The 12,379-nt window shown below is 38.9% G+C and carries 10 protein-coding genes and 1 tRNA gene; 9 read left to right on the forward strand and 2 right to left on the reverse strand.

Going from position 1 to position 12,379, the window contains the following annotated elements:
• The first annotated feature begins 42 nt into the window (after nt 1-42).
• A complete protein-coding gene (gene murJ, locus PU629_RS05365; protein ID WP_275283251.1) occupies nt 43-1,398 on the forward strand; it encodes a murein biosynthesis integral membrane protein MurJ in 1,356 nt (451 codons plus the stop codon).
• Between the two features lie 844 nt (nt 1,399-2,242).
• Nucleotides 2,243-2,318: transfer RNA gene (locus PU629_RS05370), tRNA-Ala, on the forward strand.
• 1,083 nt (nt 2,319-3,401) lie between these two features.
• On the opposite strand, the gene PU629_RS05375 is transcribed toward PU629_RS05370, so the two are convergent.
• Nucleotides 3,402-4,415 (reverse strand): restriction endonuclease, encoded by a 1,014-nt coding sequence (locus PU629_RS05375; protein WP_275283252.1) that lies wholly within the window; start codon nt 4,413-4,415, stop codon nt 3,402-3,404.
• A gap of 880 nt (nt 4,416-5,295) precedes the next feature.
• Here PU629_RS05375 and PU629_RS05380 point away from each other — a divergent pair.
• The 5 genes from PU629_RS05380 (at nt 5,296) to PU629_RS05400 (ending at nt 9,227) form a co-directional block, all read left to right on the forward strand.
• Nucleotides 5,296-6,063 (forward strand): sugar phosphate isomerase/epimerase family protein, encoded by a 768-nt coding sequence (locus tag PU629_RS05380; protein ID WP_275283253.1) that lies wholly within the window; start codon nt 5,296-5,298, stop codon nt 6,061-6,063.
• Between the two features lie 400 nt (nt 6,064-6,463).
• A complete protein-coding gene (locus PU629_RS05385) occupies nt 6,464-6,868 on the forward strand; it encodes a globin domain-containing protein (protein ID WP_275283254.1) in 405 nt (134 codons plus the stop codon).
• 29 nt (nt 6,869-6,897) lie between these two features.
• Nucleotides 6,898-7,212 carry a cupin domain-containing protein gene (locus PU629_RS05390; RefSeq protein ID WP_275283255.1) on the forward strand — a complete coding sequence of 105 codons (315 nt, stop codon included), beginning with the start codon at nt 6,898-6,900 and terminating at the stop codon, nt 7,210-7,212.
• Nucleotides 7,213-7,431: 219 nt separating this feature from the next.
• Entirely contained in the window at nt 7,432-8,685 is a 1,254-nt protein-coding gene (hmpA, locus tag PU629_RS05395) for an NO-inducible flavohemoprotein (RefSeq protein WP_275283256.1), read from the forward strand.
• A 71-nt stretch (nt 8,686-8,756) separates the two neighbouring features.
• Entirely contained in the window at nt 8,757-9,227 is a 471-nt protein-coding gene (locus tag PU629_RS05400; protein ID WP_275283257.1) for a hemerythrin domain-containing protein, read from the forward strand.
• Nucleotides 9,228-9,496: 269 nt separating this feature from the next.
• Here the strand turns inward: PU629_RS05400 and PU629_RS05405 are convergent, their stop codons facing one another.
• Complete coding sequence (locus PU629_RS05405; protein WP_275283258.1) at nt 9,497-10,774, reverse strand: helix-turn-helix domain-containing protein; 1,278 nt, start codon at nt 10,772-10,774, stop codon at nt 9,497-9,499.
• Between the two features lie 237 nt (nt 10,775-11,011).
• Here PU629_RS05405 and PU629_RS05410 point away from each other — a divergent pair, with 237 nt between their 5' ends.
• Together PU629_RS05410 and PU629_RS05415 are read left to right on the forward strand one after the other, a co-directional pair.
• Nucleotides 11,012-11,455, forward strand: a complete 444-nt coding sequence (locus PU629_RS05410) for a universal stress protein (RefSeq protein ID WP_275283259.1) — start codon at nt 11,012-11,014, stop codon at nt 11,453-11,455.
• A gap of 162 nt (nt 11,456-11,617) precedes the next feature.
• Nucleotides 11,618-12,331, forward strand: a complete 714-nt coding sequence (locus tag PU629_RS05415) for a Crp/Fnr family transcriptional regulator (protein WP_275283260.1) — start codon at nt 11,618-11,620, stop codon at nt 12,329-12,331.
• The last annotated feature ends 48 nt before the right edge of the window (nt 12,332-12,379 follow it).

Raw genomic sequence — 12,379 nt, forward strand, 5'->3', positions numbered from 1 at the left:
CACTTTTAAGATACAAGTTTTACTATGATGGGATGAATCGACATGTGGTCAAAATTACGCCAAATGAAGCTAGACCTGTACACCGTGCTTATCATTATGAACCTCTTACTAGCCATTGGCGCTTTTTTAAAAGATGTAATGTTTGCTCATTATTTTGGAACATCTGGTTCAGCAGACGCTTATAGCTTAAGCTTTTTCATACCGGATATGATAGGAAATAATTTAATTGCTGCCGCACTAGGTGTTGTCTGTATTCCGCTTTTTGCACGGCTGCAAAAAGACCCGATATTATTTAGACAAGTTGTCTTTGTTTTAAATGTGATGGTAGCGGGTGTCACTTTTCTCCTCTCAGTCATCGTCTTCTTTGGAAGTACGCGATTTATAAATTGGTATGCAAAGGGACTGGACCCAGAAACCTTGAATCAGGTGTTTTTCTCTTATAAAATGATGATTCCGATCATCATTGTGATTCCTCTAACTTTTATAGGAGTTGCCTTATTGCAGTCCGAGAAAAAATTTATTGGCCCAGCCCTTACCCCAGTCCTGTATCATTTGAGTTTGCTCTCGGTGTTAGTGGTTTGCTTTGTGATTAACTTAGACAGGCCATTGGGTGGAAAGGTCTATGCCATTTCTACAAGTCTTGCAAACCTCTTTTATTTGATCATGATTTGGGTATGGGTGGCAAGACGGTTGAATTGGTTTCAGATCAAGGTTAGATTTCAAGCGTGGCGACAAGCCGTTCCTTACATTCAAGGGCTTCTTAAGGACTTTTTTCCTTATTTTTGTATTTTGCTGTTTTCTCAAATTCTCTCATTTGTTGAACGATATTATGCCTCACGTTTAGAGAGCGGGACGATTGCAGCACTGAATTTCGCGACACGTCTTGTCGATTTTCCTATCTGGGTTTTTGTTGCAGCTGTTACAACAGTATTGCTGCCTGACCTTTCTAAAGAAGTCTTGAATAACCGCTCAGAGGCCGTTTATAAGAAAATCAACATAGCGCTTTATGTGACTGTTGGGGTAACACTCTTAGCAAGCGCAGGCTTGTTCTTGCTTCGAACTTTTATTGTCACTTTGCTCTTTAAGAGAGGAGCCTTTGACGAACATTCAGTTATTCAAACCGTGAGTATCTTAAAAGGTTATTCCTTTGCGATTGTCGGACAAAGTATTTCACTCATTGGATTACGCTTTTTCTTAGCCAATCGGCGCATGCTTGTTCCCTTTTTCTGTTACTTAATTGGGACAGGTTGTTCGGTCGCCTTTGATTATCACTTCGTCCCGACAATGGGTTCAGCTGCTATTGGCTATGGCGCCTCGTTTGGCGCCACCGTAAACGGAATTCTTTTTCTTATTCTATTAATAGGGAGTCGGAACAAGAAGGGAGTTCCGAGCTGTTAGAAGGAATATCAAGCGAGCGGACAAATGCTCTTTAATTGATCGATAAAAAATAGAGAAGGCACTCTATCAAAAATGTAGGCGTGCCAAGTAAGCATAGAGAAGGCAAACACACTGTTGGAATGGAGCTCCGGGCTAGCTTGGTCGCTTTGGGTGCTAAAGAGAGGTCAAATAAGCCTATAAGATGCGCCTTTAATTAGCGTGCAGGTAAAGACAAAGACGATCGAAATAAAGTGGAACTTCTCTGTTTAGTGGGTAAAAAAGATAGATTCACTGCTGGATGATGGGAAGGTTTGCGAGTATGATTTCTGTGCCCATAGATTATATAAGGGGAAGTGGATCACGCTATCGACGTTATTAAGCCTGCCACGTATTTAAGAGACGCCTATAGTAATTAGCGAAGAGGCAAAAAAATAGGGGAAACCGTAGAGATCTGTTGAAAAACGAGCGGCTTTAAACTCTGCAGCCCTTAAATTTAGTGAGTTGGCTTGGTGGGCATCCGGGACAAACGATTGGTTCCCCTTAGTATTGACCCAAGCTAAAGAACATTTTTAAAAAATATGTTGGTCTACAGGATTTTGGCAGGGTTATGGTAGAGTAATCGAATTCCTGGATGGACTAAGCGTTAGCGCAGCAGGGGTAATAATAGGTGTACAAACTAAATCGATTCGCCCATGCTGCTTCTTTTACTATTGCCAAAGCTTCAGTTAAGGTGTACAAAAACATACAGTGCGAAAGGGATGTCCCTTTATACACCCTTGTGAAAGGCCTGCCACATACCAATTTTAATAGATGCTTGACAGATATCCATATACATGCTATAGTTTTATTTGTCCGAAACAAGTATGGGGCATTAGCTCAGCTGGGAGAGCGCCACGCTGGCAGCGTGGAGGTCAGCGGTTCGATCCCGCTATGCTCCACCATAACTTTACCGTTTATACCGCGATTTCTGGCTAGTCCAGAGGATCGCGGTTTTTGGTTTTTTCGGCGGTTGTTGTCATTTTGTTGTCATAAGTTACTTTGTTACATATAAATTTTCGATTGCCATGGTCCTTCGCCCTGCACTGTGGGTAACACGTGGGAATAGGTGTCCAGTGTCACTTTAATGTTGCTGTGGCCCTAAGGTTCTGAGATAACCTTAACATTTACTCCTGGGCTAATAAATGGGTAGCTTGGGTATGCCTTAGATCATGAAAACGTATCTTAGGAATATCTGCAGCCTCACAAAGTTATAAGAAGGAGCGTCTTAGGTTTGATGGATTTAATAGGTCCACGTTTTCTGTATATATAACTAAGTCCAGGTCCATGTAATCCGCCTCAATAGACAGCCACTCCCTAGCAATTTGGGCTTTGTGCTTTTTTAATAGTGTTAGATCTTTTTCGGTGAGCCATATTGTTCTCAGGCTTGCTTTTGTTTTGGCACCTGTTAATAGTTGTTTCCCATTGTGGGACAGGGTTTGTTTAATCTTTAGAGCCTTTGAATCAAAGTCAATATCCCCCACCTAGGTCCTAAGATTTCCCCTTGCCGCATCCCAGTTGTAATGGTTATCTTCCTTTTTTACAAAACCCATAGCAACAATACCAAATATTCATGAACAATGTTGTTCAAATGTGTACAATTTTCATGGACTTAACAACTAAAGTCGAATGACTTACATTTGTCAAAAAAAGCCTTAAAATAAGGCTTTAAAATGGGCACTTTAATTATTGTTGTTATTTAATGCTTTAGATATAATAATTATATCTGTAATGGTGTAGGAGGGGTACTTATGGATAGTAGTTTTAATAAGTCCAAAAACATTTTGCACTATGTGTCAATAACCGGAACATTTATGACTATTTTTGGAGTCCTATACCTTATCCAATCATTCACTGTTGGTTTGATACCTTTTATCAATAGTACTTTGATTTTTAATGCAATACCTTTAAAATTTCTTTTATTTACATCGTCATCATTAATATTCATGAAGAAATTCATAAAAATTTCTTCTCCATATAAACATTAATCACTCGCCTTCTCCGTCAATTTTAGTGAGAAGGTTTTTTATTTCTTCAGGTATCTCGGCCTGAACGCGTTCCATTGCTTGTTTATGTTCAATCTCCAATTTCTTTATCTCATGGTCATTTTTTTGACTCTTGAACTTAAGAAACATCCCCATTAAACCGGTAGATGAAGCTTCTACATCAGTTTTATCTTTTGTAAATGTTGCTTTAAACTTCCCACCAACAATGAATACCAACAGGACACCAATACCCAAAATTACATATGGGGAGTCTGAGAAAAAATGGACAATACCAGGTGACTGAACGTTCAATTTAATATCCAAATCTTTTCTCTTATTAAATTTTTCATTGGTTAGTTCTAATAAGTTAACTTCATCAACAAGATTAACCATGCTGTTTACAAAATCAATTAAATCGAGCGCAGGTATTTTACCTTGTTTTTTTATCGGGATAACAAGATTAGCTTGTCCATTTTTAATATAAAGAGAGTGAAGGGTCCGATCAATAAAAGGAGCATAAGCATTTGCATTGCTAATTGTCTGGTTTGAATGAAGAAGTCTATATAAATAAGGGTCTAAATCAGCCCGTTTAACTGTTTTGATCCAATCTACTTTTCTGCGTTTCTGAAAAGGACAAACACCTTCTTCAATATCTGTTTCACTAATTTCTTCAATAAATGGATGTGACTCAATTGTTCCAAAAGAAACATGAGTCGAATTTTCAGTTGGAATAATAACAACATCTCCAACTTTAATTTCATGATAAAATCTCTTTATTTGACCAAAAATCAGCCCTGGTTGTTTTGAGTCTGGATAAACTTTTTCGATATCTTTCTTTATGGCGTCATCATTATTTCCTTCAAAATCTCTTGGATCGTTAAATTCATTCCAGCCAATTGCTACATATTCTTCGAAATAGAATTGATCATGATATTGCCCGGCTTGCGTTCTAACTAACCAATAATTTCTTGAAGAATCTATTTTGACGATTGGTAGTTCATTCATAATATCATCCATTTATATCACTCCTTTTTAATAAATTTTCTCAGAAAAATTATATGATTACAACAATTGTCGACAAAAAACACTGGTTAATAGGGTTAGTGTGCATTTTTTTAAAACAAGTCGGTTTTACTAATGCTTTTTTTCTATGTTTAACAATTTTAATTGGTTTGGTTGGGGGTTGCAGTACAACTAATCAAAGTCTTCCCTCTCAAAGACGGCAGTATCAGTTAGCACTAACGTTAGTAGAAATCAGCCCGGTGTCCAGCCGACTATAAAATACGACGCGACAAATAGTAACTTAAATAGCTTTAACTATCCGACGGACCCGGAGCAACACGGAAAGATCCACCTTAGCCTGCAAAATTGTAAGGTTTTAAAATGGCTCGATAAAACAGACTTTAATATCAGGGTTACGACAAACAACGGGAAACAATTAACTGTGCTTCAAATCCTAAGTTGAAGTAACGGGATTTCAAGCAAACCAGCATGAGTCGAATTTTCAGTTGGAATAACTCATGAAGTATTTTCATATAGTCGGTTGGCTGCAGTTTTGCTCTTTATGAGGTTGGTGCCATTTTGGTGCCGAAGTTAATAAAATTAGAGTAAGAAAGTGCTCCTGAGTTTCTGGCTTGCTTATGAGAGAAGTCATCCTTTTTTAAAGGAGCACATAAAATGAGATAGAGAGCAGTTTAATAGCTCTCTTCTTTTTAATCCCAATCACATGGATTCACTTGTACAGAGAATAAGGGTTAGAATAATACATACTATTTTAAAAGTGGAAATAACCGTTCTGTTTGGGTTTATATGTGTTTATTTTTTTGCTGCAAAAAACGAATCAGAGGAAGTAAGGCGTGCTTCTTGGTTTCCTCTGTGTTTTAAGGAGGCGCGTGTAATGCGATTAGGCTGTTGTGCGAGTATTGAAAAGGCAGAAGTCGTGAAGCAAGCGGGTTTTGATTTTATCGAATGTACGGTGACGTCTTTGATCCCGAATGAAGATCATTCTATTTTCGAACAAACAATTTTAAAGCGTTTTCAGGAAAGTCCTCTACCCGTTGAAGCTTTTAATGTTTTTATTCCCGGGCAGATGGCGCTTGTTGGGGACCAAGTACATTGGGAGGCTCTTCAACACTACCTAGATCGTGCCTTCGAGCGAATGAATCTGGTAGGAGGAAAAGTCGTTGTTTTCGGAAGCGGTGGTGCGCGTAACATTCCTGCTGGTTTTGATCGGCAACAAGCAGAGAAACAAATTGTGGAGTTTTTAAATGCAGCAGCAGATAAAGCAGATGCAGCTGGAATGACAGTTGTGATCGAACCCCTCAACAAAAAAGAATGCAATGTGATTAATACGGTGGAGGAAGGAGTTGAACTCGTTAAAAAAATCAATCGATCCTCTATTCAGATGTTGGCAGATTTTTATCACATGGATGAAGAAGAGGAATCCCTCTCTCATCTTGTGGCGGCTAGCCCCTATTTAAAGCATGTCCATGTGGCTGATACCGGGCGGCTCGCACCTGGCACGGGCCAATACCCCTATCATGAGTTTGTTGCGCGCTTAAGGGAAGCCAATTATCAAGGACGAGTTTCAATCGAATGTAATTGGAATGATTTTGACAACGAAGCCGCACGGGCAAGACAGTTTCTCCATCAAATATTTAGTTAAAAGGCTCAATTAATGTTCAATGCTGCTTTTTTATTAGGCGAAAAAGGCTCTGTTCGGAACACGTTAAAATGTGAGTTCCTCTAGCGCCGTTTACTTAGAGAAGTAAACGAGGGTCCTGCGGGATTTGCCCGTGGATAGAGGGCCTATTTCCGCCTTTATTACTTAAAAAAACGGCCTTTAACGGTGCCAATTTAAAAATTAAATACTAATCCGCTCTCATTCCTTGAAGGATTGGGGGCTTTTTTTGCCAACATCCGAATTTCAGGAGGGCTCGATTCGTCAAAAACGGCAATGACTTTTTGAACATTTTATGGCATTGCCCATAAGTGTGATGCAGCGCACTTTGGAAAGAGTGAGAATGGATTACGCTATAGACATCCATTAATAAGGGGTGATAAACATGGGCGAATGGTTAGGTGAAAGACAAAAGCAATCCGAACGGGTTGAAGATACCAATCAAGATGAACGCCAAGCAACCATTGATGAATTGGTGGATCGATTTTACGCACGTCTCATTCAAGACCCTTACTATAGCCGCATGTTTGCGGAAAGACAGGTCGACATAGAGGTTTTGAAAAGCCGTCAAAAAGTCTTTATTTTTCGTTTGGCCCAAGTTACGGACTTGCAGCATAGCGAGGTCAGCCAAGTTCAGGAGCGGCATTCTTTTGGAGTCGATCCTGATCGAGCAAAGATATGGCTGAAACTATTGACCGAAACAATGGAAGAGATGGACTTGGCCACAGCAACAAAAGAGCCTTTATTGGCGAACATCCAATTTTTAATGAACAAGATGCTGCAAAAATAGTCGGTATAAAGCAATTAGGAGGGACTGTTGTGAAAGTCTATTCATTAACTTTTAACGAGAGTTTTGTAAAACCAATTTTGGACAACCAAGTATCAAGAGTCGTCCAATTCTCATTTACTAAAGGAAAAGTACTAGAAAAACACAAAACCTCCAGTGCTATTCTGGTTTCTGTGTTATCAGGGAAAGTTCGATTTAAAGCTGAGGAAGAGGTGGTTCTTCAAAGTGGGGGGCTACTCAGTCTTGAACCAAGTGTAGAGCATTCCGTTGAAGCTTTAGAGGATAGTGTAATGCTTTTGACATTGACACCAAGTCCATCAGCTCATCCTACATTTGATAAAAAATGAGGAAGAGGCGAATGAGACAGTTTTACTCATTCAATCATTAGGCGTTGAATACTGAATTTAAATTTTGATTTTAATACCAGCCACCGTAAAATCAGAAGATGGCATGAAATCCTAATTGGAAATAAACTTGCATGAGTCAAAACTTAGAGGGAATACTTCTTTTGAATGATTTTGAAGGGGGATCTATCCTATGTCAGTAACCATTGAAGAAAGAAAAACATGGCAAGAGGTTTTAAATACGGTAAAAAATTGGATCCAAAAAAGCTAGCGATCATTAAGGAAACATTGCCGATCGTTAAACAACATGGTGAAACGATCACGAAGCATTTTTATAAAAGAATGTTCAAGCAGCATCCTGAATTACTCAATATCTTTAACCAAACTCACCAAATTACCGGGCATCAACCTAAAGCGCTGGCGGATGCCGTCTACGGGGCAGCGGCAAACATTGAAGATTTCAGTCAGATTATGCCTGTTCTTGAGCGGATTGGCGAGAAGCATCGCAGTTTGCAGATCAAGCCGGAGCATTACCCAATAGTTGGCGAAAATTTGCTAGGGGCGATTAAAGAAGTACTGGGTGATGCCGCTACAGATGACATTATCGGTGCGTGGGCAGATGCCTATGCGGTGATTTCGGATGTCTTTATCCGTATGGAAGAGAAAATGTATAAAATTTCCGAAACGATGCCAGGCGGATGGGCCGGTTTCAGGGAATTTGTGGTAGACAAAAAAGTGAAGGAAAGTGACGTCATTACTTCTTTTTACTTCAAGCCAAAAGATGGTGAGGCGATTGCCGAGTTTATTCCTGGTCAATATCTAACACTCAGGATAGACAGTCCTCGTTTAGACTATACATGTTTAAGACAGTACAGCTTATCGGATCGTCCTGGTCATGACTATTACCGAATAAGTGTTAAAAGAGAAGATCCTAAGGGTGGTGATATTCCGGCTGGAGTGGTTTCTACTTATTTGCACAATGTGGTTAAGGAAGGCGATATCATCCCGATCACAGCACCGGCTGGTGACTTTTATTTAGACACGACCTCTACACGTCCATTAGTTTTAATAAGCGGCGGTGTCGGACAAACGCCGATGATGTGTATGCTGAATTCAACTGTCGATGCTCAGGCAAGCCGTGAAACTTATTTTGTTCACGCCGCCATTAACAGCAAGTTCCATGCCTTCAAAGATCATGTTGAAAAATTAGTATCAGACCATCCTCAGGTGAAGTCTTTTGTCATCTATGAAAAGCCGACAGAGGATGACAAGCAAAAGAAAGCCTATGATAAAGAAGGGTATATTGATCTCGAATGGATTCAACACCATTTACCGAAGGATGCTGATTTCTACTTCTGTGGACCAGAGCCTTTCATGAGAGCTGTTAATCGCTCACTTAAAGAATGGGGTGTACCAGAAGACCGTATTCATTACGAATTCTTTGGGTCCTTTGGTAAGTTGGATGCCGATCTCTGAATGTCAGGCCAATGGGGCCCCTTTGTTAGGGGACTGTTAGAAAAGCAAAAAGTTACATCGAGGTGACCATTATGGAAAAGCGGCATAAAGCACTCATCCCCTTATCCCATCATCACCATCATGGGCTTGTCATTGCTCTGAAACTGCAAGAAGTGGTGGAAAGCGGAGGTCGCTGGCCAAAGGAACAAGTCTTTCAGGATGCGAAGTTGTTTTGGGAAAGTGGCGGTGAAGAGCATTTTCGTGAGGAGGAAAATGTGCTCTATCCGACTTTTTCAAAATATGCTTCCATTGAAAGCCTTCCTGAAATGGCGGAAGCGTTATTAGAGCATATTAAAATGAGAGGCCTATTTTCTCAATTAATTCATCATGAAGTTTCAGATGAACTCTCCTTGATGCATGAATTAGGCGCACTCTTAAAAAAGCATATTCAAAGTGAGGAGCGCATTATTTTTCCACTTATTCAAGAAAAAGTGCCAGAAAACGTTTTACTGGATATTTCTTTAAAATTTAGTCCGCATGATGAATTTTTAAAAGATGAGTGAAGTTAATTAGATACGAAAAAAAAGTCCCAAGGTTGAATCCTTGGGACTTTTAATATCGTATTTTTTGTTTTAAGCAGAGATGCTAGTTGGGAAAGGAGGTGGAAGTTGTTCATCTAAAGGAGTTATAACCATGGCTAGTCCAAATGCAACCAAAAGTATAATCGCTAATTTTTTCATAAAACAGCCACCTTTCTCATAATAGATTACCAAAATACTAGCATTTATTTATGGGCCCGACAACATTAATAGGGGAGCCTTAATCAAGGTATTTAATTGGAGGATTTCCATGAAAAGGGACTTTCCCTTTTAGTTGTTTTGTAAGCGTACTTTAAAGCTTCCTCATAATAATGAACGGCTTTTTTATAGTGATTTTTCTCTGTTGAGATCTTTGCAAGGAGATAATAGCACTCACTCGTTACCGTGAAGTCCTGTTCAATAAAAAAGGGAATGATTTCATTTTCTAGAAACTTTAAGAAATGGTCATCATGGTAGCCATCCGGAAGTATAGATTGTTTTAAAATAAGGAGTTTGTAATAGTAATGCTTATTCTCTTTGTGAGACTGATTGATTCCTTCTGTGCAAAGACTAAGTGCCTTTGACAAATCCCCATGCTTTTTATACTCATTGGCCAATAAGTAAATGGTATTTAATTTATCCTCATGATCGGTCTTTATGTCTAAAGCCTTTTTAAAATAGCTTAAGGACAACTCAGGTTGATCAGTTAATGAATAGAGATAGCCCAAATTATGATAAATCAGGCCTAATTGAGAGGCATTACCTGTCGTCTCAATGGACTCCACAATCTTCAGCAAATGCTCTCTAGCCATTGGGTAGTCCCCAAGTTTACTGTAATTGGCCGCTAAAAGGATTTTACAATCAATGATTTTTCTGAAGTTCATCTCATTGGTATAGGTTTTAATGGCTGCTTCAAGATGCAGAATCGATTTGGAGATTAAATTCATACGAGTATTAGCAAGAGCTAACAGATAGTCTAAATGAGCATCGATTAAATGGTATTGATCGACAACCTCTTTTGCTTGATAGAGATTTGAAACGGCTTTTTCAATAGAGCCATAGGTATATTCAAAGAGTCCTGTTGATATATAGTACCAAACCATTAGTTCTTCATTTAAATAGGTTTCTTTGCCTATCAGGTTATCTTTTAATTGAATGGCTTTTTCTTTCTCATTTTTGCGAATCGTAAAGAGGAATAAAATAATATCAAATCCGGTTCTGATGATCGGATCGTGTACCTGATTTAAAGGAAAGGCAAGAATTTTCTCGTTCGTTTCACTAAGACTTTTTTCATTCACAAATTTATAAAGCGTGCGCAGTTGAGTCATATGATGGGAGAAATCGTCCTGTAGTAAATCATCAAGGTTCATTTTTAAACGAACACTCAGTTGTTTTAACAGCTCATGATTAGCTTCAATTTTATTGTTCTCCAACTTACTTAAATAAGTAATGGAACAAATACCAGTGCAAACTTCCTCTTGAGTTAAATTCAACTCTTTTCTTCTAAATTTAATTTTCATCCCAATATTCATTTTTATTACCTCATCACATCTATAAAAAATGGCTCATTTTTTAATTTAATACTACTTCTAAAGTCCTATTTATTCAATACAAATCCTGAATGCGTTAAATATATCGAACAACAAAGGGAATTGGAAAACGATTTAAAAAGTTTAAAGATGTGAAAAACATCACAACCCTTATGAGTGAAGAGCGGTATGCTAGAGCTATAAATAAGGTGAAGGCCTTAAAGTGAGGAAGGGATTTATATGAAACAGTTAGTAAAACGTGTTCTTGTTTGTTATGACGGCTCAGAGGGAAGTAAAAAAGCATTGGAGCTGGCTAAGCATTTAGCCCGGTTGGATGAACAAACGGAATTTGATTTTCTGTCTGTCATAAAAATTCAGTTGCCTTATGATATGTATCCTGGTGCCTTAATCATGGATGAACAGAGCTTAGTTACGGAATACGAGACCTATGCAGACGGCCTTCTTGACGGAGTTGTCAAAGAGTGGGGCTTACCTAATCCGATCCATTCCTATGTTGTTGAAGGAAGTCCTGTCGAAGAAATTCTTTCCTTTGCCAAAAAAGGAAAAAATGATCTCATAATCATTGGCAACCGCAGCTTAAGCCCAGTAAAAGAATTGTTCCTTGGCAGTGTCAGTCATCATGTTGCACAGCAGGCGGCCTGTCCTGTTTTGATCGCAAAATAGATTGAATCGCTAAACATCCTGAGATGACCATTCCCCCCTATTTTTTTAAATAGGGGTTTCCCTCGTCTATTATCGGGGAATTCCCCGATAGTTATTCCTCCCCATTTTCTTTATTCTTAAAGTAACAAATAAGCCCTAAGTGAATAAAGGGAGGACTTTCAAATGACAACGGGAACGACGAGTTCATTGAACGTGGAATGTAATACCGAGGACTTTAGAGAATTCGAGCTGCTATCTAAACTTATGAAACCAAAAACGTATATTAAAAATTCGACGATCTACTGTGAAGGAGATCCGCTGACCCATCTTTACTATGTACAAGAAGGAAGCGTCAAATTGTCAAAAGTAAGTGATGACGGCAAAGATCTGATTATGCATTACTTTTTTCCTGGAGATCTTTTTGGAGAATATCGTACATTTGGTGAGCAAAAGGCCACTTTTAGCGCTGAAGCTGTTGAAACTTGCAAAATAGGCGTTATTTCTTTGGAACAAATTAATGACGTGATTAGCCAGCACGGTTCACTCGGTATTAGCTTTTCAGAATGGTTAAGCAAAATGCAATGGTATACACAGCTAAAACTTCGAGATATTTTATTTCATGGCAAAAATGGGGCACTTGCGTCAACATTAATTCGAGCGGCTAATACGTTTGGTCTTCAGGAAGGTGACAAAATTGTCATTGCTCATAAGCTTACTAATTATGACCTGGCGAACTTAATTGGAGCGACACGTGAGACCGTGAATCGGCTCATGTCCCAATTTCAGAAGGAACAATTGATCGAAGTCCATCATAGTCGGATTGTCATTACGAATCTAAATGAACTTAAAAAGGTTTGTCACTGTGAGCATTGTCCAGTAGCTATATGCCGCTTATAACAAAGGGGTTATCCGTTTGTATGGACCCCAGCAGGATAATTCCTCCCA

Source organism: Pullulanibacillus sp. KACC 23026, assembly GCF_029094525.1.
GTDB lineage: Bacteria > Bacillota > Bacilli > Bacillales > Sporolactobacillaceae > KACC-23026.